The organism is Streptomyces sp. NPDC021749, from assembly GCF_040640655.1.
Taxonomy (GTDB): domain Bacteria; phylum Actinomycetota; class Actinomycetes; order Streptomycetales; family Streptomycetaceae; genus Streptomyces.
The window spans coordinates 24,664-47,987 of the sequence record NZ_JBFACE010000024.1 but is presented as its reverse complement, the minus strand read 5'-3'; the positions used below and the strand labels follow the sequence as shown (position 1 = coordinate 47,987).

Here is a 23,324-nt window from a genome sequence, read left to right as displayed (position 1 = left end):
GATGAGTCCCGCTCCCTCCCCACCGCCACGGCCACCCCGTGCGCCTCTCGCCGACCGCCCTCCCAGGCAACCGACCACGCCCGCGGCCCACGGCCCGCACCGGCCGCCGACTGCCCCTCCGCACCCGCCCCCTCCGTTCACCGGGCAGGGGCCCGCGCGACCCCTCAGGGATTCCCCCTCCGGCAACTCCTGCGGAACCCCTGCAGAACCCCGACGGAACCCCTACGGGAAACCCGGAAAACTCCGGTCCAGCTGGTTCCTTGCCGCCCTGTCCTGTGGAACGATGTGGGCCCTCCCACCGGCACAGCACTTCACAGGAGTTACCCCGCGTGCAGCCCATGGCAGGCCAGGACCTCTTGCACACCCAGCCGCGCCCCATGCACTGGCTCGCCACCGCCACCGCCCTCTCGGCGGTCCTCGCGGCCGCGTCCTTCGTCCAGCCCCCCGACGCCACGGCCACCACCTCGCACGGCACCAACGCCGGCCGGCACTCCTCCGCCGCCCCCGATCCCGGCAAGGTCACGTTCCCGGTCACCTGCGGCCCCAACCGCCCCGAGGTGGTCAAGAAGGCGTCCGGTGACCTCGACGCCGACGGCACGACCGAGACGGTCGCCGTGGTCCGCTGCCACAGCGACACCGGCACCCCGCCCAGCGGCGTCTACGTCCTCGCCCACCCCACCGACCCGCAGGACGCCCCGCGCATCGTGGCGACCCTCGTCGCCCCCGCCCAGCAGCTCAGCATCCGGTCCCTGGCGGTGAAGGACGGCGTGATCTCGGCGGCGCTGCTGGGCTACTCCGACCTGAACGTGCCGCGCTGCTGCCCCGACGTGCACAAGAGCGTCAAATGGCAATGGCGGGACGGGAAGTTCATCCAGAGCGATCTGCCCGCCGCGACGAGCACCACCGGTGTCTGAGCCGCTACAGCAGGTATGCGGAGGGAGCTTTCCGCTCCCTCCGGTTCACCCAGCGTCGGTTACTCGGCGTCCGGGCCGTAGACCTCGACGCGGTCGCTGACCCGGCGCACGTGGATGCAGTCCCCGGGGCACTCCTTCGCCGAGTCCCGGACGTCGGCGAGCAGCTTCAGCGGGACGGGCGTTGTGGCGCCCTTCTCCTGGAGCAGCTCGTCATCGGCGCTCTTCACGTAGGCCAGACCGTCGATGTCCAGCTCGAAGACCTCCGGCGCGTACTGCGCACAGATGCCGTCCCCGGTGCAGAGATCCTGGTCGATCCAGACTTCCAGCTCTGGGGCTTCGTCCTGCGCGGTCATCTCGCCTGCCGTTCCTGCGTACGTGAACCGTTTTTGTCTAAGTGGCGCCAGCCCTGACGGGTGTTGACCGACTCGACGATACAACCGCTCGCTTTCCGATGTTGATGGGTGGGTATTCCCTTGGCGGGAGGACGTGCGCAAGGGTGAAGATCGGACACACCCCGACAGTCTTTTCGATCTAGGGGTTTCAACCTGCACCGGCCCAGGTAGGGTCAGGAAGCGTCCAGCTCCTTGGAGGAGGTGAGGACCGTGGCAGCCCACGACGACGACATCAACCGCGGCATCCGGCCGGGGCGGGGGTCTGAAGATCCCGCCGGCCAGGTTGCCTATCTCGAGCAGGAGATCGCCGTCCTGCGACGCAAGCTCGCCGACTCTCCGCGTCACACGAGGATTCTCGAAGAGCGGATCGTCGAGCTGCAGACCAACCTGGCCGGCGTCTCGGCGCAGAACGAGCGTCTCGCCAATACGCTCCGCGAGGCCCGTGACCAGATCGTCGCCCTCAAGGAAGAGGTCGACCGGCTCGCACAGCCGCCGGCCGGCTTCGGTGTCTTCCTGCAGGCGAACGAGGACGGCACGGTCGACATTTTCACCGGAGGCAGAAAACTCCGGGTCAATGTCAGCCCGAGCGTGGAGACCGAGGACCTCAGGCGCGGCCAGGAGGTCATGCTCAACGAAGCGCTCAATGTGGTCGAGGCCATGGAGTTCGAGAGCGCCGGCGACATCGTCACCCTCAAGGAAATCCTTGAGGACGGCGTGCGCGCCCTGGTCATCGGGCACACCGACGAGGAACGGGTGGTGAGGCTCGCCGAGCCGCTGCTGGACACCACCATCCGCCCCGGCGACGCCCTGCTTCTCGAACCGCGCTCCGGCTACGTCTACGAAGTCATCCCGAAGAGCGAGGTCGAGGAACTCGTCCTCGAAGAGGTCCCGGACATCGACTACACCAAGATCGGCGGTCTGGGCGGCCAGATCGAGCAGATCCGGGACGCGGTCGAGCTTCCGTACCTCTACCCCGACCTCTTCAAGGAGCACGAACTCCGCCCGCCCAAGGGCGTGTTGCTCTACGGCCCGCCCGGCTGCGGCAAGACGCTCATCGCCAAGGCGGTCGCCAACTCCCTTGCCAAGAAGGTCGCCGAGGTGACCGGGCAGCCCGCGGGGAAGAGCTTCTTCCTCAACATCAAGGGCCCCGAGCTGCTCAACAAATACGTCGGTGAGACGGAGCGGCACATCCGGCTGGTCTTCCAGCGCGCCCGGGAAAAGGCGAGCGAGGGCACGCCCGTCATCGTCTTCTTCGACGAGATGGACTCGCTCTTCCGCACCCGCGGCTCCGGCGTCAGCTCGGACGTGGAGAACACCATCGTTCCGCAGCTGCTCTCGGAGATCGACGGCGTCGAGGGCCTGGAGAACGTGATCGTGATCGGTGCCTCCAATCGCGAGGACATGATCGACCCGGCGATTCTGCGGCCCGGCCGTCTCGACGTGAAAATCAAGATCGAGCGCCCGGACGCGGAGGCCGCCAAGGACATCTTCTCGAAGTACCTCACAGAAAACCTCCCGCTGCACTCCGACGACCTCGCCGAGCACGGCGACTCGCGCAAGGCGGCGGTCAGCGGGATGATCCAGTCGGTCGTCGAGCAGATGTACGCGGAATCCGAGGAAAACCGCTTCCTGGAGGTCACCTACGCCAATGGTGACAAGGAAGTCCTCTACTTCAAGGACTTCAACTCCGGTGCGATGATCGAAAACATCGTAGGACGCGCAAAGAAGATGGCCATCAAGGCCTTCCTCGAACACAATCAGAAGGGTCTGCGGGTCTCCCACCTCCTCCAGGCTTGCGTGGACGAGTTCAAGGAGAACGAGGACCTGCCCAACACCACGAATCCGGACGACTGGGCCCGGATCTCCGGAAAGAAGGGCGAGCGGATCGTATACATCCGCACTCTGGTCACCGGAAAACAAGGCGCCGACACCGGTCGCTCCATCGACACGGTGGCGAATACCGGCCAATACCTGTAACACCGCTCTCCGGCTGCGGATGTCCTGCACGGGGCGTCCGCAGCCGGACGCATTTCCGGGGAAGCCGCAGCCGCCCCATTTCAGAGCGATGGAACAGGGAAAACCGGACTGGAGCAATGACTGTAATGATCTCCCCAGCGCCGCAAAGGCGTTCTAGGCTCTTCGGTACCGCTGCGTCACGCTGTGCGGGCGTGGGGCACGCACGCGGAACGGAAGCGCAGCGGTACTTGAGCGCCGACCCCGACCGGGGGCGCCGCCGGGCAAGGAGGGCCGCATGACCGTACGGCGAGTAATGGGAATCGAGACGGAGTACGGGATCTCCGTCCCCGGCCACCCGAACGCCAATGCCATGCTCACCTCATCCCAGGTCGTCAACGCCTACGCGGCCGCGATGCACCGGGCACGCCGTGCCCGCTGGGATTTCGAGGAGGAGAACCCGCTGCGGGACGCCCGCGGCTTCGACCTCGCACGTGAGAACGCCGACTCCAGCCAGCTCACGGACGAGGACATCGGCCTGGCCAATGTCATCCTCACGAACGGCGCCAGGCTGTACGTCGACCACGCACACCCCGAATACAGTGCCCCCGAGGTCACCAACCCCCGCGACGCCGTCCTGTGGGACAAGGCCGGCGAACGGATCATGGCCGAGGCCGCCGAGCGGGCCGCCCAGGTACCCGGCGCCCAGCCCATCCACCTCTACAAGAACAACACCGACAACAAGGGCGCCTCCTACGGCACGCACGAGAACTACCTGATGAAACGGGAGACCCCGTTCTCGGACATCGTGCGCCACCTGACCCCGTTCTTCGTCTCCCGCCAGGTCGTCACCGGCGCCGGACGGGTCGGTATCGGCCAGGACGGCCACGAGCACGGCTTCCAGCTCAGCCAGCGCGCCGACTACTTCGAGGTGGAGGTGGGCCTGGAGACGACCCTCAAGCGGCCCATCATCAACACCCGCGACGAGCCGCACGCCGATGCCGAGAAATACCGCCGGCTGCACGTGATCATCGGCGACGCGAACCTCTCCGAGATCTCGACGTACCTCAAGCTGGGCACCACCGCCCTGGTCCTGTCCATGATCGAGGACGGGTTCATCGCCGTCGACCTGGCCGTCGAACAGCCCGTCCGCACCCTCCACCAGGTCTCGCACGACCCCACACTGCAGCGCCTGATCACGCTCCGCAGCGGCCGCACGCTCACCGCCGTCCAGCTCCAGATGGAGTACTTCGAGCTGGCCCGCAAATACGTGGAGGACCGTTACGGAGCGGATGCGGACGAGCAGACCAAGGACGTCCTGACCAGGTGGGAGGACGTGCTGGGCCGCCTGGAGAACGACCCGATGAGCCTCTCGGGCGAGCTGGACTGGGTGGCCAAGCGGGAGCTCATGGAGGGCTACCGCCGCCGCGACGGCCTGGACTGGGACGCCGCCCGGCTGCACCTCATCGACCTGCAGTACGCCGACGTACGGCCCGAGAAGGGCCTGTACAACCGTCTGGCGGCCCGCGGCAAGATGAAGCGGCTGCTGGACGACCCCGAGGTGCAGAGGGCCCAGCAGAAGCCTCCGGAGGACACCAGGGCCTATTTCCGGGGCCGCTGCCTGGACCAGTACGCCGACGACGTCGCGGCCGCCTCGTGGGACTCGGTCATCTTCGACCTGCCCGGCCGCGACTCCCTGCAGCGGGTCCCCACCCTGGAGCCGCTGCGCGGTACCCGTAAGCACGTCAAGGAGCTGCTCGACCGCTGCCGGACCGCGGAGGAGCTGGTGAGGACGCTGTCCGGCCGCTGAGGTGCGACAGGTGCACGACAGAATCCGCGGCGATCGCTCGCCGATTCACGGCTGAAATCGTCGCGGTACGGGAATCATCGAGGTGACTCCCGGGCGTTGCAGCAACAGCAGGGCCGATGTCGGACCCTGCTTGTAGGGTCGGATCTTGAAGGTCACATCGAGCGGGGCAAACCGAGCGGGGTGAGGGATATGGCGACCAAGGACAGCGGCGGCGGACAGGCCAAGGCCACCCGTTCCACCGAGGAGGTCGAGGAGCAGGCGCAGGACGCGCAGGTCTCCGAGGACCTCAAGGAACGGCAGGAGAAGCTGAGCGACGACGTGGACTCCGTCCTGGACGAGATCGACGACGTTCTGGAAGAGAATGCCGAGGACTTCGTGCGGTCCTTCGTGCAAAAGGGCGGAGAGTAGACCACCTTAGCCTTCGAATGAAAGGTGGCAGGGTGGGCGAGCGACGGACGAACACAGTGTGAAGCGCTGCGCGCGGTGCGGCCGGGCCGGACCGCGCGCAGGCTTCGCCCCGGTCCCGGTCCGCGCAGGCCGATCAGCATGTGGATCACGCCCACGGGCCGGGTAAGGTCCGGGGCGTACCGTGCTTCAACTGCAACTCGGCACTCGGCAAGTTGAGGATGACCCGGGCGTACTCCGCAGGGCCATCGCATATCCGGAAGGAAACGTGTGGAAGCCAACATTCAAAGCACCGGGCGTCTACCAGCTGCCTTCCTGACGCCTGGATCCTCGTCGTTCATGGACTTCCTCGGTGCGCACGCACCCGGTCTGCTGCCGGGCAACCGCCCCTTGCCGCCGGTGCAGGGGGCCATCGAGGCGCCGCACGGCACGACGATCGTGGCCGCGACGTTCCCCGGGGGCGTGGTGCTGGCCGGCGACCGGCGGGCGACGATGGGCAATGTCATTGCGCAGCGTGACATCGAGAAGGTCTTCCCGGCCGACGAGTACAGCGCGGTCGGTATTGCCGGCACCGCCGGTCTCGCCGTCGAAATGGTCAAGCTCTTCCAGCTGGAGCTGGAGCACTTCGAGAAGGTCGAAGGCGCCCAACTCTCCCTGGAGGGCAAGGCGAACCGCCTGTCGACCATGATCCGCAGCAATCTCGGCATGGCGATGCAGGGGCTGGCCGTGGTGCCGCTCTTCGCCGGTTACGACCTCGACCGCGAGAAGGGCCGGATCTTCTCGTACGACGTCACCGGCGGCCGCTCGGAGGAGCAGGGCTTCGCCGCGACCGGCTCCGGCTCGGTCTTCGCCCGCAGCGCGCTGAAGAAGCTCTTCCAGGAGGACTTCACGGAGAGTCAGGCCGCCACCGCGGTCGTCCAGGCGCTGTACGACGCGGCGGACGACGACTCGGCGACCGGCGGGCCCGACATGGCGCGGCGGATCTACCCGATCGTCACGGTGATCACCGAGGAGGGCTTCCGGAGGCTGTCCGGCGAGGAGGTCGCGGAGATCGTCCGCGCCATTCACGAGCACCGCCTCGAACAGCCCGACGGCCCGCGGGCCGCGCTGCTCTGACGGGACGGACGTTCCGCAATGCCGCCACTGAGAGAGCTTTTGACAGGAAGGGACGGATAGCCGGTGTCGACGCCGTTCTATGTCTCACCCCAGCAGGCCATGGCCGACCGCGCCGAATACGCCCGCAAGGGCATCGCGCGCGGCCGCAGCGTCGTGGTGCTGCAGTACACCGACGGCGTGGTTTTCGTCGCCGAGAATCCCTCCCGCGCCCTGCACAAGGTCAGCGAGATCTATGACCGGATCGCCTTTGCGGCGGTCGGGAAATACAACGAGTTCGAGAATCTGCGGATCGGCGGTGTGCGCTATGCCGATCTGCGGGGTTACACCTACGACCGCGAGGACGTGACCGCACGCGGCCTGGCCAATGTCTACGCCCAGACCCTCGGCACGATTTTCTCCAGCGCCGCCGAGAAGCCGTACGAGGTGGAACTGATCGTCGCCGAGGTGGGCAGCGCCCCCGAGGACGACCAGATCTACCGGCTGCCGCACGACGGCTCGATCGTCGACGAGCACGGCTCGGTGGCGGTCGGTGGCAATGCGGACCAGATCAGCAGCTATCTGGACCAGCGGCACCGTGACGGCATGACGCTGTCCGAGGCGCTGAAGCTGGCCGTGGAGTCCCTGTCGCGGGACAACAACGGCGGCGAGCGCCGGCTGACCGCGGAGCAGCTCGAAGTGGCGACGCTGGACCGTACGCGACCGCAGCAGCGCAAGTTCAAGCGGATCCTGGGCCGCCAGTTGGCCCGCCTCCTGGAGGAGAGCGGTCCGGCGGGCGCCGAGGAGCCGGCGGCGGACGCGGATGCCGGTGCCGGGGAGTCCGGGGCCGCATCGGAGGGCGCCGGCGGCAAGGGCGCCAAGGGCGGCGACGCCAAGGACAAGGACGTCAAGAACAAGGACGTCAAGGACGTCAAGGGCAAGGACGGTCCGGACGGCGAACCGCTGCTGTAAGGACGGTTCCCGGGCCCCGCTGCCCGGTGTGCGCGCCCCGGTGGGTCACTGCCCGCCGGGGCGCGCCGCGTTGCCGGGGCCGGCCGGCGGCGGGGCGGTGGAGCCGCGGGTGACCAGGTCGACCGGCAGGGTGGGCTCCTGCGCGGGGCGGCCGTCGAGCACGGCCATCAGGGCGCGCATCCCGGCCTCGCCGAACTCCTCCGCGGGCAGCCGTACGGTGGTCAGCTCGGGCTCCACGGCGACCGCGAGGGCGAGGTCGTCGAAGCCGGTCACCGAGACGTCCTCGGGGACGCGCAGGCCGAGGCGGCGGACGGCCTTGCAGGCGCCGGCGGCGATGATGTCGTCGTCGCAGAGCAGGGCGGTGGGGCGGGGGCCGGGGCCGGTCAGCGCGGCGTGTGCGGCCCGCAGACCGGCGTCGACGCCGAGGGCGGCGGGCTGCCGGCGCAGCAGCGTCCCGGGGACGGCGGCGAGGGCCTCGCTGACGGCGCGGGCGCGTACCTCGAAGGTCCAGGAGCGGACGTCGGCGGCGAGGTGCGTGATACGGCGGTGCCCGAGCGCGGTCAGATGGCCCGTCAACTGCCGTGCGCCGGAGGCGATGTCGAGATTGACGGTGGCGGTCGCGCGGTCGTCGTCGGGGTCGCTGTCGAGCATGACCAGGGGCAGGTCGGCGGCGCGCAGGGCAGTGAGCGCCTCGGCGGCCATGGAGGAGGCGATCACTCCGTCCAGCGTGGCCGCGGCCGAGTCGAAGGGGTCGCGGGCCGGGCCGATGCCCTCGGGGGAGGGGTAGAGGACGACGCCGAAGCCGTGGTCGGCGGCGATCCGGGCGGCTCCGGTGTAGACCCGGGCGAAGAACTCGGTGGTGAGGGCGGGGACGACGAGGAGGACGGTACGGGTGCGGCCCATGCGCAGGCTGCGGGCGGCGAGGTTGGGGCGGTAGCCCAGCTCCCGGGCGGCCGCGCGGACCGCCTCGGCCTTCCCGGGGGAGACCCGGCCGCGCCATTTGTCACCGAGGACGAGCGAGACGGCGGCCTGGGAGACGCCGGCGGCCCGGGCCACATCGCGGCTGGTGGTGCGGGCGGCGCCCGGGCGCCGCCCGGGTGTCGTGGCCTCGTGGCTGGTCACGGGGTGTTTCGCTCCTCGCTCGGGCCGCTGCGGGGTGGACCGCGGGTTGCCGCCATGGTACGTATAACGGTGGACGTTATACGTAACACGGCCGTCCGGCCGGACCGGACAGGAAGGGGCGGGGATGGCCGCGGGCTATGCGGAACTGCTCAGGACCCGGCATGCGGCCCGGCTGCTGGCCGGGACGCTGGTCGGCCGGCTGCCGAACGCCACCGCCGCGCTGGCGGTGGTGCTCTTCGTGCGGTCCGAGGGCGGCAGCTACGCCCTGGCCGGCGCGCTCTCGGCGGTCTACGGCGTCTGCAACGCGATCGGCCAGCCGCTGCTCGGCCGGGCCGTGGACCTCTACGGGCAGCCGCGGGTGATGCTGCCCGCCTCGGTGCTCTCCGCCCTCGGCATGGCGCTGCTGGCGGCCGTCGGCCTGGACGTGCCCTGGCTCGCCTGCGCGGCCATGGTGATCGCCGGTTTCTTCACCCCGCCCCTGGAGGGCGGCCTGCGGGCGCTGTGGCCGGGAGTGCTCAAGCGCCCGGACCGGGTGCACGCCGCCTACGCGCTGGACGCGGTGGCGCAGGAAGTCATGTTCGCGGTGGGTCCGTTGCTGGTGACGCTGTGCGTGTCGGCGTGGTCGGCGGGGGCCGCGCTGCTGGTGATCAACGCGGTGGGGGTGCTCGGGGCGCTCTCGGTCGTCGTCTCGCCGCCGTCCCGGCAGTGGCGCAGCGCGCCCCGTGAGGCGCACTGGCTGGGAGCCCTGCGGTCGGCCGGGATGCTGGTGCTGATCGGGGCGTTCTTCTTCGTGGGCCTGGCACTGGGGTCGATCGCGGTCGCGGCGGTGGCGTACGCGGACGAGCACGGCGGCGGGGCGGTCTCCAGCTGGCTGCTCTCCGCGCTGGGTGCCGGGGCGCTGGCCGGCGGGCTGGTCTACGGTGCGCGGGAGTGGCCGGGGCGCCCGGAGAACCGGCTTCGGCTGCTGATCGGCCTGCTCGCGCTGGGGTATCTGCCGCTGGTGCTGGTCCCCGGCGTGGCCGGGATGACGGCACTGACCGGCGTCGCCGGGGTGTTCCTGGCGCCGGCGCTGGCCTGTGCGTTCGTGGTGGTGGACCGGCATGCGCCCAAGGGCACGGTCACCGAGGCGTTTTCGTGGCTGGTGACGACCTTCGGGGTGGGGTCGGCGGTGGGCATGTCGGTGGCGGGCCCGGCCGTGGAGGGCGGCGGTGCGCAGGCCGGCTTCGCGGTGGCGGGGGCGGGCGGGCTCGCCGCACTGCTCGTCCTTTTGTCGACGAAGCGATTTCTCGGGGAGCCCGGGCGGCGTACGGCGGGTGCGGCCCCGGCGGAAAATGATCGAAACGGGGCCGTCGAACCCGGTTTCAGAGCAGGCCGTCAGGCGTAATGTTCAGTCATGGACCGCCGCATTTTCGGGCTGGAGAACGAGTACGGCGTCACGTGCACGTTCAGGGGACAGCGCCGACTGTCGCCTGACGAAGTGGCGCGGTACCTCTTCCGCCGTGTCGTGTCATGGGGCCGCAGCAGCAATGTCTTCCTGCGGAACGGCGCCCGCCTGTACTTGGACGTGGGCTCGCACCCGGAATACGCAACTCCCGAGTGCGACAACGTGACCGAGCTGGTCACCCACGACAAGGCCGGTGAGCGCATTCTCGAAGGCCTGCTCGTCGACGCCGAGCGCCGCCTGCATGAGGAGGGAATCGCGGGCGACGTCTATCTGTTCAAGAACAACACCGATTCGGCGGGAAACTCCTACGGGTGCCACGAGAATTACCTCGTCGCCCGCCACGGCGAGTTCTCCCGGCTCGCGGACATCCTCATTCCGTTCCTGGTCACCCGCCAGCTGCTGTGCGGCGCGGGCAAGGTCCTGCAGACGCCGCGGGGCGCCGTCTACTGCGTCAGCCAGCGCGCGGAGCACATCTGGGAGGGCGTCTCCTCGGCGACCACCCGCTCCCGCCCGATCATCAACACCCGTGACGAACCGCATGCCGACGCCGAGCGCTACCGCCGGCTGCACGTCATCGTCGGCGACTCGAACATGTCCGAGACCACGATGATGCTCAAGGTGGGCGCCACGGACCTCGTGCTGCGGATGATCGAGGCGGGCACGGTCATGCGCGATCTGACGCTGGAGAACCCGATCCGGGCGATCCGCGAGGTCAGCCACGACACCACCGGTCAGCGCAAGGTCCGGCTGGCCAGCGGCCGGGAGGCCTCGGCGCTGGAGGTCCAGCAGGAGTACTACGAAAAGGCGGTGGATTTCTGCGACCGCCGCGGAATCCGCACCGGCCTCGTGGAACGCGTTCTGGAACTGTGGGGACGCGCCCTGGAGGCGATCCGGGACCAGGAGCTGGACCGTATCGCGACCGAGATCGACTGGGTGATGAAGCATCAGCTGATCGAGCGGTACCGCACGAAGAACAACATCACGATGTCCCACCCACGAGTGGCGCAGATAGACCTCGCGTATCACGACATTCACCGCCGCCGAGGGCTTTACTACCTCCTGGAGCGGAAGGGGCAAGCGGCGCGGATCTGCAACGACTTGAAGATCTTCGAGGGCAAGTCGGTGCCGCCGCAGACGACTCGGGCCCGGCTGCGCGGTGACTTCATCCGCCGCGCGCAGGAACAGCGCCGGGATTTCACCGTCGACTGGGTGCACCTCAAGCTCAATGACCAGGCGCAGCGCACGGTCCTGTGCAAGGACCCGTTCCGTTCGGTGGACGACCGGGTGGAGAAGCTGATCGCCGGGATGTGACCCGCGGGGAATGCGGAGATGTGCCGGGAGCCGAGGGCTCCCGGCACATTGCCGTGTTGTGCCGGGAAGGGGCCACGGGAACAGGTCGTAGAGTGGCGGGCATTGCCCACCACCCCACGAGCCCGAGTTGGACTGATGCTGAATCTCTCCGGGGCACGGACCCCGCACCCCCGCTCCTTTCCCCAGCACGCCCGCCGCGCCGCCGCCGCTGCGCTGACCGTGCCCCTCCTGCTGATCACCGCCGCCTGCGGGTCCGACGACGGCAAGGGCTCGTCGGGCGAAGCCGTCGTGAAGGTCACGGGCAAGCCGGGGGCGCAGCCCAAGATCACGGTGCCCAAGGGCGCCAAGCCGTCCGACACGGCCGTCACCAAGACCCTCGTCCAGGGGAAGGGCGCGACCGTCAAGAAGGGTGACCTGGTCCGCCTCGACTTCGCCGCGCAGACGATGAAGGGCCAGAACCTCGGCAGCAGCTGGGCGCCGCAGCCCGGCGCCAAGAAGGGCGCGCCGCGCACCCAGGTCGTCAGCGAGGTCACCGACCAGATGACGCAGCAGATGCTGCCGCCGAAGGTGATGTCGGCGGTCGCCGGGCAGAAGGTCGGCAGCCGGTTCGAGGTCGAGGGCACCGCCAAGGCGCTGATCGGCGCGGGCCTGAACCCGCAGTCCGGGATCAAGCCGGGGGACGGCCTGGTGTGGGTCGTCGACGTGGTCGGCGCGAAGAAGGTCGACAAGAAGGCGAAGGCCGAGGGCAAGCAGGCGGACGCCGAGAGCGGGATGCCGGAGGTGACCGCGGCGGACGAGAAGGCCGCGAAGATCACCATCCCGAAGGGGGAGAAGGCGCCCAAGGGCCTGGAGCAGCAGGTCCTGATCAAGGGCAAGGGCCCGGAGGTGAAGGCCGGAGACGGGCTGATCGCGCAGTACACCGGTGTGAAGTGGGAGGACGGCAAGAAGTTCGACTCCTCCTGGGACCACGGGGGCGCGACGGCGTTCCAGATCGGCACCGGGCAGGTCGTCCAGGGCTGGGACAAGGCGCTGGTCGGCAAGCACGTCGGTGACCGGGTGGAGATCGTCATTCCGCCGAAGCTGGGCTACGGCGCGAGCCCGCAGCACGAGCTGGCCAAGAACACCCTGGTCTTCTCGGTGGACATCGTCGGCACCGTCTGACCAGCGGCGACGTCAAGATCTGCCAGACTGGCTCGGTAATCGTAAAGATTCGCAAGTAGGAGCACATCAGTGAGCATCGACAAGCCCGAGATCGACTTTCCTGAGGGCCCGGCTCCCACCGAGCTCGAGATCGTGGACCTGACGGAGGGCGACGGGCCGGTCGCCAAGGCCGGGGACACCGTCTCCGTCCACTACGTCGGCGTGTCCTTCAGCACCGGCGAGGAGTTCGACGCCAGCTGGAACCGCGGCAAGCCGCTGCAGTTCCAGCTCGGCGCCGGCCAGGTCATCGCCGGTTGGGACCAGGGCGTCCAGGGCATGAAGGTCGGCGGCCGCCGCCGGCTGACCATCCCGCCGCACCTGGCGTACGGCGCGCACGGCGCCGGGGGCGGCCGGATCGCCCCCAACGAGACCCTGATCTTCGTCTGCGACCTGGTCTCCGTCTGACCCCGCCGCCGCTCCCGACCGGGACGGCCGCCGACGCACCCGAGGGCCCGCGCCACCCGTGGCACGGGCCCTCGGCCGTGGGCCTCGGCTTTTGCCTTGACCACCCCGAGCGGTACGGTCAACGATCGGGAGTACAACGAGAAAGGGCGTCGATGGCGATTGCCAAGGCCGAGCGGCTGATGAATCTGGCGCTGTGCCTGTTGGGGACGCGACGCCCGCTGACCAAGCGCGAGCTCCGCTCGTCCATCGAGGCCTACCGCGAGGCCTTCGGGGCCGGGAACGGCACCGCGAGCGGCGACGAGGCCTTCAACCGGATGTTCGAGCGGGACAAGGACGACCTGCGCGAGCTCGGCCTGGTCATCGAGACCGTCGAGGGCATCGACGGCGAGGTCGGCTACCTCGCCCGCCGCGACAGCAACCGGCTGCCCCCGATCACCCTGGACGCCGAGGAGGCCGCCGCCCTCGGGCTGGCCGCCAAGGTCTGGCAGCAGGCCCGGCTGGCCGGTGCCGCCAGCGGTGCGCTGCAGAAGCTGCGGGCGGCCGGGATGCCGCTGGCCGGGGACGGCGAGGACTACGACGCCGGGCAGCCGCACAGTGCGCTCGAACCCCGCATCCCCGCCCACGAGGCCGCCTTCGAACCGCTGATGCTGGCCTGCCGCGACCGCCGCCCGGTCGTCTTCGACTACCGCAAGTCCAACGCCGCCCGCCCCGAGCAGCGCCAGGTCGAGCCGTGGATCCTGGAGTGCTGGCGCGGCCACTGGTACGTCGCCGGCTGGGACCGCGAGCGCCGGGCCGAACGCGTCTTCCGGCTCTCCCGGATCACCGGCAAGGTCCGTTCCCGGCAAGGGAAGTTCACCGCGCCGGTGCCCGACCACGTCACCGTCCGCGAGACCGTCGAGAGCTGGGCCGGGGAGACCGCCACCGGCACCGCCCGGATCAAGCTCCGCGCCGAGCACGGCTATCCGCTGCGGGCCCGCGCGCTGACCGTCCGGGACCTGGGCGACGGCTGGGACGAGCTGGAGATCCCCAACGGCCACGGACTCGACGCCTGGCTGGTGGAGTTCGGACCCGACGTGGTCGTACTGGAACCCGCGGAACTGCGCGCCGACGTCATCGACCGGCTGCGCGCCGTGGCCAAGGGCTGAGAGGGACGGGAAGCTTCACTCATGGCCACGAACGCGATCGACCAGACCCGCCGGATGCTGTCGCTGGTGACGTATCTGCGTGAGCGCCCCGGCGCCCGCGTCGGCGACGTCGCGCGCGCCTTCGGCATCACCGAGGACGAGCTGATCGCCGACCTCGACGTGCTGCCCATGTGCGGTACGAGCTTCCGCGGCGGCGACCTGCTGGACATCGACACCGACGGGGACCGCATCTGGTGGCACAACCCCGACGACGTCGCCGAACCGCTGCGGCTGGCCGCCGACGAGGCCACCGCCCTGCTGGTCGCGGCCCGCGCGGTCGCCACCCTCCCCGGTCTGCGCGAGGGTGACCGGCAGGCGCTGCTGCGGGCCACCGCCAAGCTGGAGGCGGCGGCCGGTGAGGCGGCCGGCGCCAGCTCCCGGCTCTCGGTGACCTTCGAGTCCGAGGGCGGGGTGTTCGCCGACGTCGACCGGGCGATCGCCGAACGGCGCCGGCTGTGGCTGCGCTACTACTCCCCGGCCCGCGACGAGCTGACCGAGCGCGAGGTGGACCCGATCCGGCTGTTCGCCGTCGGGCACACCTATATGGAGGCCTGGTGCCGGCTCTCGGAGGCCCGGCGCACCTTCCGGCTCGACCGGGTCGCCGAGATCAAGCTGCTGGACGCGCCCGCCGACCCGCCGCCGGTCGAGCTGCGCGACCTGTCCGAGGGCCTGGTGCAGCCGGCCGCCGAGGACCCCGAGGTGTCCGTCGAGGTCGGGCCGGGCGGCCGCTGGGTCGCCGAGTACTACCCGCACGACAGCGCCGAGGAACTGCCCGACGGCGGGCTGCGCATCACCCTGCGCACCCCCGACCCCGCCTCGCTGCGGAGGCTGGCGCTGCGGCTGGGCCGGGACGGCCGGATCGTGGCGCCGCAGGCGCTGGCGGACAGTGCCCGGCGCGCCGCGGAGCAGGCGCTCGCGGCGTACGGCGAGTGAGCGGCCGCCCGGCCACCGCGCGGGACGCCGTGGGGACGGGGCCGTGGCCAGTAGGAGGAGGCAGCGAGGGATGACGACCACCATGGCGACCGGGACGGCATCCGCCGTCCCGGCGGACGCGAGCGCTCCGGTGCTGTTCAAGGCGGCCTGCCCGGACTGCCGGGGCCGCTTCGAGCTGGCCTCGGACGCCTTCCGGCTGGCCATCGGCGGCAGCCGCCGCACCACCTTCTACTCCTTCACCTGCCCGGACTGCCGGCGCGCGGTGCGCCGGCCGGCCGGCGAGCGGATCGTCGAGCTGCTGACCGGCGGCGGGGTGCGCACGCTGCGGCTGCACTCGGGCTGACCGATAGGCTCGCCCCATGCTCTGGCCCATGATCGCCATCGCCCTCGGCTTCCTCGGGATCGCCGTACTGGGCGTGCTCGCCGTCCGTGTCTTCATCGAGGTGCGCCGGCTGGCCCGCCAGGTCGGCACGGCGTCGGAGCGGATCCAGCGGGCCGCCCAGGACCTGGAACGGGCGGCGGTGCCGCTGGCCTCCCGGATGTACGAGACCGGCCGGGACCGGGTCCGGGACTGACCCGGGGCCGGGGCCGGCGCCCGGACGTCGCCCGGGACGGCGGCACCCTGCTGCACGGCAGGGCGGAGAGGTAGGCTTCCCCCGCGGTTCGAAGAGCGCGGCGGTCGTGGCAATCCGGAGGTTGCACGGGGATTGCCGGACGTTCACCACCGAACGTTACGATCGATCGAGCACCAGGACGCCAGTCCGACCCCATCGGCAGGCACCACAGCAGACGCCGCCCCGGCGAGAAGGTAGTCGCACATGCTCAGCAACCTGAGGGCCCCCGAGATCATCCTGATCCTCGTCGTTATCGTGCTGCTGTTCGGCGCGAAGAAGCTCCCGGACATGGCGCGCTCGCTCGGCAAGTCCGCGCGGATCCTCAAGAGCGAGGCCAAGGCGATGAAGAAGGACGGCGAGGCGGACGGTGCCGCGGCCACCTCGTCCGAGGCGTCCACCGACGCCGCGCAGCAGGCGCCCCGTACGATCCAGGCCGCCCCGGGCGACGTGAGCAGCTCGCGCCCGGTCGCCGAGCCGAACCACACGACCAAGCAGGGCTGACCCGCACCGCCCCCCGACGGACGATCCAGCCGTACCGAACCGGTCGGCAACGGCTGATGCACGAGACGAGGAAGTGGGTTGCTCAAGTCTGCCCGCAAGCAGGAGAAGGACCCCGAGGGACGGATGCCCCTCGCGGCGCATCTGCGTGAGCTGCGCAACCGACTGCTGAAGTCGGTGCTGGCGATCGGTGTGGTCACCGTCGTCGCGATGTGGCAGTACGACGCCATCGCCCACTTCATCACGGGTCCGGTCATCGACGCGGTCGGCTGCGGGCGCGGCAGCGTGACCGCTCCGCGGACGCATCCGTGTGCCGAGGTCACCGCCAACGGTCTGCTGGCACCGTTCACCATCCTGCTCAAGCTGTCCCTCACGGTGGGCGTCGTCGGCGCCAGCCCGATCTGGCTCTACCAGCTCTGGGCCTTCCTCGCACCGGGCCTGCACAAGCACGAGAAGAAGTACGCGCTGAGCTTCGTCGGCGCCGGCGTACCGCTCTTCCTGGCCGGTGCCTACCTCGCCTACGCGGTGCTGCCGACCACGGCAGGCGCCCTGGTCGGGCTGACTCCGGACGACTGGGCCAACCTCTTCCCGGCCGACGAGTTCTTCGACATCGTCACGCGCATGATCGTGGTCTTCGGTCTCGCCTTCGAGCTTCCGCTGCTGCTGGTGCTGCTCAACTTCGGCGGGGTGGTCACCGGGCGACGGATCATGAGCTGGTGGCGGTTTATGGTCCTCGGCATCACGATCTTCGCGGCCATCGCCACCCCGACCGGTGACCCGCTGACCATGAGCCTGCTGGCCGCCCCGATCGTGGTGCTGTACTTCGGCGCTGCCGGCATCTGCCTCTTCAACGACCGCCGCCGCCGGCTGGGCAACCCGGACGCGGGGCTGAGCGACGACGAGGCGTCCCGGCTGGATCTGACGCCGTCGGACGTCGGGGAGATCGAGTCGGTGTCCTCGGGGCGGATGCTGCCGGAGCAGGCGAGCGGCGAACCGGGCGACGGCGCCGGGCCACGACGCGGCGGCTACGACGACGTGACGTGAGGTGACGACCCCTCACATGCCGTGACGGCCCCGGACTCGTGCGAGCCGGGGCCGTTTCGTATGCCGGGAACGTTCCCCGCCGGGCCCCCGCTCGGTAAAGGCCGCCCATAAAGATCGGGTCGTTGTCAGAGGTGGCCGGTAGGCTCGTAAGCACGATGACCGAGGACATGTCCCCTGCTGAACGCTATGCCGCCGCCAAGCTCCGGGCGGCCGAGCAGGCCACCGCGCTCGCCGGTTTCCGGGAGCTCTACGACTTCGAGCTGGACCCGTTCCAGGTCGATGCCTGCCGGGCTCTGGAGGCCGGTCAGGGCGTGCTGGTCGCCGCCCCCACCGGATCCGGCAAGACGATCGTCGGCGAATTCGCCGTCCACCTGGCCCTGGAGCAGGGCCGAAAATGCTTCTACACCACGCCGATCAAGGCACTGTCCAACCAGAAGTACCAGGACCTGGTCAAGCGGTACGGCGCGGCGAAGGTCGGTCTGCTGACCGGCGACAACAGCGTCAACTCCGAGGCACCGGTGATCGTGATGACCACCGAGGTCCTGCGGAACATGCTCTACGCCGGCTCCCAGTCGCTGATCGGCCTGGCGTACGTGGTCATGGACGAGGTGCACTACCTCTCCGACCGCTTCCGCGGCGCCGTCTGGGAAGAGGTGATCATCCACCTCCCCGAATCGGTGACGCTGGTCTCGCTGTCCGCGACGGTCTCCAACGCCGAGGAGTTCGGTGACTGGTTGGACACCGTGCGTGGCGACACCGCCGTGATCGTCTCCGAGCACCGCCCCGTCCCGCTGTGGCAGCACGTCCTCGCCGGCCGCCGGATATACGACCTCTTCGAGGAGCGGGACGGCGGCAACGGCGGCCGCCGGGAGGTCAATCCCGACCTCGAACGACTCGCGCGGATGGAGAACAGCCGGCCGACCTTCGGCCGGGACAAGCGCCGGGCCCGCACGATGCGGGAGGCGGACCGCGAGCGCGAGCGGCGGCAGCGGGCGCGGATCTGGACGCCGAGCCGGCCCGAGGTCATCGACCGCCTCGACAACGAGGGCCTGCTGCCCGCGATCACGTTCATCTTCAGCCGGGCCGGCTGTGAGGCCGCCGTCCAGCAGTGCCTGTATTCGGGGCTGCGGCTCAACGACGCGGAGGGCCGCGAGCAGGTCCGCCGCATAGTGGAGGCCCGGACGGCCGGGATCCTGGACGACGACCTCCATGTGCTGGGCTACTACGAGTGGCTGGAGGGCCTGGAGCGGGGCATCGCGGCGCACCACGCCGGCATGCTGCCGACCTTCAAGGAGGTCGTCGAGGAACTGTTCGTCAAGGGCCTGGTGAAGGCCGTCTTCGCCACCGAGACCCTCGCGCTGGGCATCAACATGCCCGCCCGTTCGGTGGTGTTGGAAAAGCTGGTGAAGTGGAACGGCGAGCAGCACGCCGACATCACCCCCGGCGAGTACACCCAGTTGACCGGCCGGGCCGGGCGCCGGGGCATCGACATCGAGGGCCATGCGGTGGTGCTGTGGCAGCGCGGGATGAACCCGGCCGCGCTGGCCGGACTCGCCGGCACCCGGACGTACCCGCTGCGGTCGTCGTTCAAGCCGTCGTACAACATGGCGGTCAATCTCGTCTCGCAGTTCGGCCGGCACCGTTCGCGCGAGCTGCTGGAGATGTCGTTCGCGCAGTTCCAGGCCGACAAGTCGGTGGTCGGCATCTCCCGGCAGGTGCAGCGCAACGAGGAGGGTCTGGAGGGCTACCGCGCCTCGATGACCTGCCACCTCGGCGACTTCGAGGAGTACTCGCGGCTGCGGCGGGAGCTGAAGGACCGGGAGACCGAGCTGGCCAAGCAGGGCGCCGCACAGCGCCGGGTGGCCGCCGCGGCGGCCCTGGAGAAGCTGAAGCCGGGCGATGTGATCCATGTGCCGACCGGCAAGTACGCCGGGCTGGCGCTGGTCCTCGACCCCGGGATGCCGTCGGGCCGGACCAACGGGCACCGCGGCTTCGAGTCGCAGGACGGCCCGCGGCCGCTGGTGCTGACCGCCGAACGGCAGGTCAAGCGGCTCGGCTCGATCGACTTCCCGGTGCCGGTGACGGCGCTGGACCGGATGCGGATCCCCAAGTCGTTCAACGCCCGCAGCCCGCAGTCCCGCCGCGATCTGGCGTCCGCACTGCGGACGAAGGCCGGGCACCTCGTCCCGTCGCGCCACCGCAAGCCCCGTGCCGCGGCGGCCGACGACCGCGAGATCTCCCGGCTGCGCACCGAGATCCGCGCGCATCCCTGCCACGGCTGCGCCGAGCGCGAGGACCACGCGCGCTGGGCGGAGCGCTACCACCGCCTCAAGCGGGACACCCGCCAGCTGGAGCGCCGCATCGAGGGCCGGACGAACACCATCGCCCGTACCTTCGACCGGATCTGCGCGCTGCTGACCGAGCTGGGCTACCTCGAAGGCGACGAGGTCACCGACGAGGGCCGCCGGCTCGCCCGGCTGTACGGCGAGCTGGACCTGCTGGCCAGCGAGTGCCTGCGGGACGGCGTCTGGGAGGACCTCGGCCCGGCCGAACTCGCCGCCTGCGCCTCGGCGTTGGTGTACGAGGCCCGGCAGGCGGACGACGCGGTGGCCCCCAAGCTGCCGGCCGGCAAGGCACGCGACGCGCTGGGCGAGATGGTCCACATCTGGGGCCGGCTGGACGCCCTGGAGGAGGACCACCGGATCAACCAGACGGAGGGCGTCGGCCAGCGTGAACCGGACCTCGGCTTCGCCTGGGCCGCCTATCGCTGGGCGGCCGGCTTCGGCCTGGACGAGGTGCTCCGCGAGGCGGACATGCCCGCCGGCGACTTCGTCCGCTGGTGCAAGCAACTGGTCGACATCCTCGGCCAGATCGCGGCCGCGGCCCCGGCCGGCAGCTCGGTGGCGAAGAACGCCCGCCGGGCCATGGACGGTGTGCTGCGCGGGGTGGTCGCGTACTCCTCGGTCGGCTGACGGACCGTAGGGCGGCCCACCGCGCGACGGCCAACCGCATGACGGTCAACCGCATGACGACAGCGGTCCCCTCCCAGGTCGCCGGGTCCCCGTGCGTCAGCGCGGCCAGCCGCCGGGCGGCGTCCACCGTCGCGGTACGGCCGTAACGGGCGAAGTGGACGGCGGAGGGAGCGGCGCGCAGGAGCGAACCGTTCCCCGCGGCGCGGGAGTTGTGCGCGAAGTGGGCGGCGGACGCCCGGTCCCAGGGCAGGCCGCTGCCGAGTACGTCCTCGGTCTGCAACCCGATGTCCTTGGGGTCGGCGGCCGCCCAGCGCCGGAAGCGGCGGAAGACGTCCGGGAGGTCGAGGCCGCCGCACTCCAGGAGCGACTGCGCGGTGAGCACCGCCATCTGCGTGTCGTCGGTGGCCTCACCGCACTCCCAGCCGCCGCCCGCGTGCATCTCGCCGCGCCCGTCGGGAAACCGGGCGGTGTACGCGCCCGGCTCCCCGAACTCGAAGGGGGCGCTCAGGGCGTCTCCCACGGCTGACCCGAGGACGGTCGCTGTCGCGCGGTCGGTCCGGTCCATGGCGGCATTCTTCCGTGGGATGCCGCGCCCGCCGGTCCCGGGTCGTCAGCAGTGCGGTGCGGGGGCCCGGCTTTCCACCCTGTCCCCCTTCTTCCGCCGTACCGTCGCCCGTATCGCGAGGAAGATCAGCACGCCGATCGGGGAGAGGAGCACGGTCAGGAGGAGCAGGGGGCCCATCAGGAGGGGGTGGAGGTGCAGGGTGCGGGCCTCGCGGTACATCCACTGGCCGAGGAAGAGGTCCCAGGCGATCACCTGGGCCCAGATCGCGCCGGCCCCGCCGCCGAGGCGGAGCAGGTCCTGGAAGCCGGCCAGGTCGGGGTGGCTGACGGCCGCCCAGAGCTGCGGGAACACCGGCACGGCCAGGGCGAGGTACACCACCAGGACCGGGACCATGGGGAGCGGCGAGGCGGCGATGCGGTCGGTCCAGCGCCGGCCGGGGGCCAGGATCAGCAGCGCCCAGAAGGGCGCGGCGAGGAGGAAGGCCAGGTCGAAGAGGGTGCTGTGGTCGGTCATGCGGGGGACTCCGTGGTGAGCGTGGGGGAGGGCGAGGGGGCGGCAACGTCGCGGGCCGGGGCTGCGGCAACGTCGCGGGCCGGGGCTGCGGCAAGGTCGTGGGCCGGGGGTATGGGGCGGCGGAGGGATGCGTACGTGGCAAGGGCGGTGGCCGTTGCGAGGGCGGCGAGTGCGGTGAGGGTTGCCGTGTCCGGGTGGACCGGGGCCTGGCCGCGTAGTGCCTGCCAGGTCACCAGGGCCAGCAGCCCGGTGAGGAACGCGGCCGCGACCAGGACCAGCTGCAGCCGCATCCGCGCGTCCCGCAGCCGGGCGACGCGTCCGGCCAGCGCCTCGACCCCGTAGAGGAACAGCGGCAGCGCCTGGAGGGCGTGCATGCCGACGAAGTGCGGGATGCGCAGATCGCCGCCGGTGGTGTTCCAGCCGGTCACCGGCATGGCCGGACCGCCGTCGGGGACGCCGACGCTGTGCGCGCCGACGGCGGTGCGCAGCCCGTCGGCCTGCTGCTCCGGGGTGGGCATCAGCATCAGTCCGCCGAGCAGCAGTCCGGCCAGTGCGATCAGCGCGCCGAGGCGGATCGCCCAGGTGGTGGCCGGATCGCCGAGCCGGGCCCGGAAGAGCAGCACCGCGATGACGAGGGTGCCCGTCCACAGGGCCGCGATGGTGAGCCCCATGGCGATGAACAGGCCCCGGTCCAGCGGGGTTTCGACGTTGAAGTGGCTGCGCCGGCCGCGCAGGGCCTGGCCGGTGATGACGGCCATTTCGATCAGCCCGGAGACCACGACCACATGGGCCGCGCGATCGCCCAGCCGGCCGGGCGAGGGGTGCCGGGAGAGCATCCAGGCCAGCGTCAGCCCGTAGGCGGCGAACGACACCGCGAACTTGAACGGCTTGAACCAGACCGGGGCCCCGAGCACGACCCGGTCATCGACGATCAGGCCGACCGCGGTGACGACCACGAGCGCGGCCATCGCCCAAGGAGAAGGCGAGCAGTGAACGGTATCTGGACATACGGGCCCCCAGGGATATGGCGCAGGTGCATACAGGCAGACAGGTGCACACCGGCAGGCAGGTGCACCAGGCAGGTGCACACCGGCAGCTGTGCAGGTAGGTGTGCTGTGCGGCAGCTCAATGGATAGTGGCGCTTGCCGCTATCTGATAGCTGGACTATCTATGATGGGGGCGGAATTGGCAAGGCCGGACGGGCGGGGTCCGGGAACAGGGCGGCGGGGCGCAGCTCCGGCGCGGGAAAGGGCGGCGGGTGCGGATGCGCATCGGGGAACTGAGTCGGGCGACCGGGGTCGCGGTGCCGACCATCAAGTACTACGTCCGCGAGGGGCTGCTGCCCGCGGGCCGGCTGACCAGCCCCAATCAGGCCCGTTACGACGACGGTCACGTCCGCCGGCTCCGGCTGATCCGGGGGCTGATGGACGTCGGCGGGCTCTCCGTCGCGGCCGTGCGGGACGTGCTGGCCGCCGTCGACTCACCGGAGGAGCCGGTGCACAAGGTCCTCGGCGCGGCGCAGGCGGCGATCGCCCCGCCGCAGGCCGCCGCGCCGGACGGCATCGAGGAGGCGCGGCGCACGGTCGACGGGCTGATCCGCCGGCGCGGCTGGCGGGTCGCCCCGGAGAACCCGTCCGTCGAGGCGCTGGCGATCGCGCTGGCCACCCTCCAGGGCCTCGGCCACGGCGATTTCGAGGAACTCCTCGACGGTTACGCCGACGCCTGTGAGCGGGTGGCCGCCGCCGATCTGGCCTGGGTGGGGCGGAACGCGGAGGTCGACCGCCTGGTGGAGAGCGTGGTGGTGGGGACCGTGGTCGGGGACGCGGTGCTGAGCGCGCTGCGCCGGCTGGCGCATGTGGATGCCTCGGCCCGCAGGTACCAGGGCGGGGAGGCGGTCTGAGGGGTGGACCCGGGGGGCCGGGTGGATCCGAGGGGTGACCGGGGGGCTGGGAGCCAGCGGGCCCGGGGGCCGGCGGGTCCG

General features: G+C 70.7%; 22 protein-coding genes and 1 pseudogene. 18 read left to right on the top strand and 5 right to left on the bottom strand.

The window, feature by feature from the left end:
* Positions 1–338: 338 nt before the first annotated feature.
* On the top strand, positions 339–914 hold the full coding sequence (locus AB0G35_RS23020; RefSeq protein ID WP_360952662.1) for a hypothetical protein: 576 nt from the start codon (positions 339–341) through the stop codon (positions 912–914).
* A gap of 59 nt (positions 915–973) precedes the next feature.
* On the opposite strand, the gene AB0G35_RS23015 is transcribed toward AB0G35_RS23020, so the two are convergent.
* Positions 974–1,267, bottom strand: coding sequence for a ferredoxin (locus tag AB0G35_RS23015; protein WP_360952467.1), 294 nt, complete (start codon positions 1,265–1,267; stop codon positions 974–976).
* Positions 1,268–1,516: 249 nt separating this feature from the next.
* Between AB0G35_RS23015 and arc the strand changes: the two genes are divergently transcribed.
* The 5 genes from arc to prcA all read left to right on the top strand — a co-directional run bounded on the left by arc (position 1,517) and on the right by prcA (position 7,538).
* Positions 1,517–3,283 (top strand): proteasome ATPase, encoded by a 1,767-nt coding sequence (gene arc, locus AB0G35_RS23010; protein WP_360952464.1) that lies wholly within the window; start codon positions 1,517–1,519, stop codon positions 3,281–3,283.
* Positions 3,284–3,557: 274 nt separating this feature from the next.
* Positions 3,558–5,069: a depupylase/deamidase Dop gene (gene dop / locus AB0G35_RS23005; protein WP_360952461.1), complete on the top strand. Its 1,512-nt coding sequence runs from the start codon at positions 3,558–3,560 to the stop codon at positions 5,067–5,069.
* A 189-nt stretch (positions 5,070–5,258) separates the two neighbouring features.
* Entirely contained in the window at positions 5,259–5,477 is a 219-nt protein-coding gene (locus AB0G35_RS23000) for a ubiquitin-like protein Pup (RefSeq protein ID WP_030414306.1), read from the top strand.
* 267 nt (positions 5,478–5,744) lie between these two features.
* Positions 5,745–6,590: a proteasome subunit beta gene (gene prcB / locus AB0G35_RS22995; RefSeq protein ID WP_360952457.1), complete on the top strand. Its 846-nt coding sequence runs from the start codon at positions 5,745–5,747 to the stop codon at positions 6,588–6,590.
* Between the two features lie 63 nt (positions 6,591–6,653).
* Positions 6,654–7,538 (top strand): proteasome subunit alpha, encoded by an 885-nt coding sequence (gene prcA / locus AB0G35_RS22990; protein WP_360952455.1) that lies wholly within the window; start codon positions 6,654–6,656, stop codon positions 7,536–7,538.
* A 45-nt stretch (positions 7,539–7,583) separates the two neighbouring features.
* Here prcA and AB0G35_RS22985 read toward each other — a convergent pair whose 3' ends face one another.
* Positions 7,584–8,660 carry a LacI family DNA-binding transcriptional regulator gene (locus AB0G35_RS22985; protein WP_360952452.1) on the bottom strand — a complete coding sequence of 359 codons (1,077 nt, stop codon included), beginning with the start codon at positions 8,658–8,660 and terminating at the stop codon, positions 7,584–7,586.
* A gap of 124 nt (positions 8,661–8,784) precedes the next feature.
* On the opposite strand from AB0G35_RS22985, the gene AB0G35_RS22980 reads away from it, so the two are divergent.
* The 11 genes from AB0G35_RS22980 (at position 8,785) to AB0G35_RS22930 (ending at position 20,265) form a co-directional block, all read left to right on the top strand.
* On the top strand, positions 8,785–10,044 hold the full coding sequence (locus tag AB0G35_RS22980; RefSeq protein ID WP_360952449.1) for an MFS transporter: 1,260 nt from the start codon (positions 8,785–8,787) through the stop codon (positions 10,042–10,044).
* 9 nt (positions 10,045–10,053) lie between these two features.
* The gene (pafA, locus tag AB0G35_RS22975; protein WP_360952446.1) at positions 10,054–11,415 is read left to right on the top strand and encodes a Pup--protein ligase; all 1,362 of its coding nucleotides are present in this window, start codon (positions 10,054–10,056) and stop codon (positions 11,413–11,415) included.
* A gap of 135 nt (positions 11,416–11,550) precedes the next feature.
* Positions 11,551–12,576, top strand: coding sequence for an FKBP-type peptidyl-prolyl cis-trans isomerase (locus AB0G35_RS22970; RefSeq protein ID WP_360952443.1), 1,026 nt, complete (start codon positions 11,551–11,553; stop codon positions 12,574–12,576).
* Between the two features lie 69 nt (positions 12,577–12,645).
* Positions 12,646–13,020: an FKBP-type peptidyl-prolyl cis-trans isomerase gene (locus AB0G35_RS22965; RefSeq protein ID WP_261952443.1), complete on the top strand. Its 375-nt coding sequence runs from the start codon at positions 12,646–12,648 to the stop codon at positions 13,018–13,020.
* Positions 13,021–13,172: 152 nt separating this feature from the next.
* On the top strand, positions 13,173–14,165 hold the full coding sequence (locus tag AB0G35_RS22960; RefSeq protein ID WP_360952440.1) for a WYL domain-containing protein: 993 nt from the start codon (positions 13,173–13,175) through the stop codon (positions 14,163–14,165).
* 21 nt (positions 14,166–14,186) lie between these two features.
* Positions 14,187–15,137 (top strand): WYL domain-containing protein, encoded by a 951-nt coding sequence (locus AB0G35_RS22955; RefSeq protein ID WP_360952437.1) that lies wholly within the window; start codon positions 14,187–14,189, stop codon positions 15,135–15,137.
* A 70-nt stretch (positions 15,138–15,207) separates the two neighbouring features.
* Positions 15,208–15,480: a hypothetical protein gene (locus AB0G35_RS22950; RefSeq protein ID WP_360952434.1), complete on the top strand. Its 273-nt coding sequence runs from the start codon at positions 15,208–15,210 to the stop codon at positions 15,478–15,480.
* A gap of 16 nt (positions 15,481–15,496) precedes the next feature.
* A complete protein-coding gene (locus tag AB0G35_RS22945; RefSeq protein ID WP_261952446.1) occupies positions 15,497–15,712 on the top strand; it encodes a hypothetical protein in 216 nt (71 codons plus the stop codon).
* Positions 15,713–15,955: 243 nt separating this feature from the next.
* Positions 15,956–16,252 carry a Sec-independent protein translocase subunit TatA gene (gene tatA / locus AB0G35_RS22940; protein ID WP_261952447.1) on the top strand — a complete coding sequence of 99 codons (297 nt, stop codon included), beginning with the start codon at positions 15,956–15,958 and terminating at the stop codon, positions 16,250–16,252.
* A gap of 78 nt (positions 16,253–16,330) precedes the next feature.
* On the top strand, positions 16,331–17,293 hold the full coding sequence (tatC, locus tag AB0G35_RS22935; protein ID WP_360952429.1) for a twin-arginine translocase subunit TatC: 963 nt from the start codon (positions 16,331–16,333) through the stop codon (positions 17,291–17,293).
* Positions 17,294–17,448: 155 nt separating this feature from the next.
* Complete coding sequence (locus AB0G35_RS22930; RefSeq protein ID WP_360952426.1) at positions 17,449–20,265, top strand: DEAD/DEAH box helicase; 2,817 nt, start codon at positions 17,449–17,451, stop codon at positions 20,263–20,265.
* A 58-nt stretch (positions 20,266–20,323) separates the two neighbouring features.
* Here the strand turns inward: AB0G35_RS22930 and AB0G35_RS22925 are convergent.
* From AB0G35_RS22925 to AB0G35_RS22915, 3 genes and pseudogenes are all read right to left on the bottom strand, one after another.
* A pseudogene (locus AB0G35_RS22925) lies at positions 20,324–20,830 on the bottom strand (ADP-ribosylglycohydrolase family protein); the annotation flags it as partial.
* A gap of 45 nt (positions 20,831–20,875) precedes the next feature.
* Positions 20,876–21,343, bottom strand: a complete 468-nt coding sequence (locus AB0G35_RS22920) for an ABA4-like family protein (RefSeq protein ID WP_360952423.1) — start codon at positions 21,341–21,343, stop codon at positions 20,876–20,878.
* On the bottom strand, positions 21,340–22,311 hold the full coding sequence (locus AB0G35_RS22915; RefSeq protein WP_360952420.1) for a hypothetical protein: 972 nt from the start codon (positions 22,309–22,311) through the stop codon (positions 21,340–21,342). The genes AB0G35_RS22920 and AB0G35_RS22915 overlap by 4 nt, the downstream gene beginning before the upstream one ends.
* A gap of 296 nt (positions 22,312–22,607) precedes the next feature.
* Here AB0G35_RS22915 and AB0G35_RS22910 point away from each other — a divergent pair, with 296 nt between their 5' ends.
* Positions 22,608–23,243 carry a MerR family transcriptional regulator gene (locus AB0G35_RS22910; protein WP_360952417.1) on the top strand — a complete coding sequence of 212 codons (636 nt, stop codon included), beginning with the start codon at positions 22,608–22,610 and terminating at the stop codon, positions 23,241–23,243.
* The last annotated feature ends 81 nt before the right edge of the window (positions 23,244–23,324 follow it).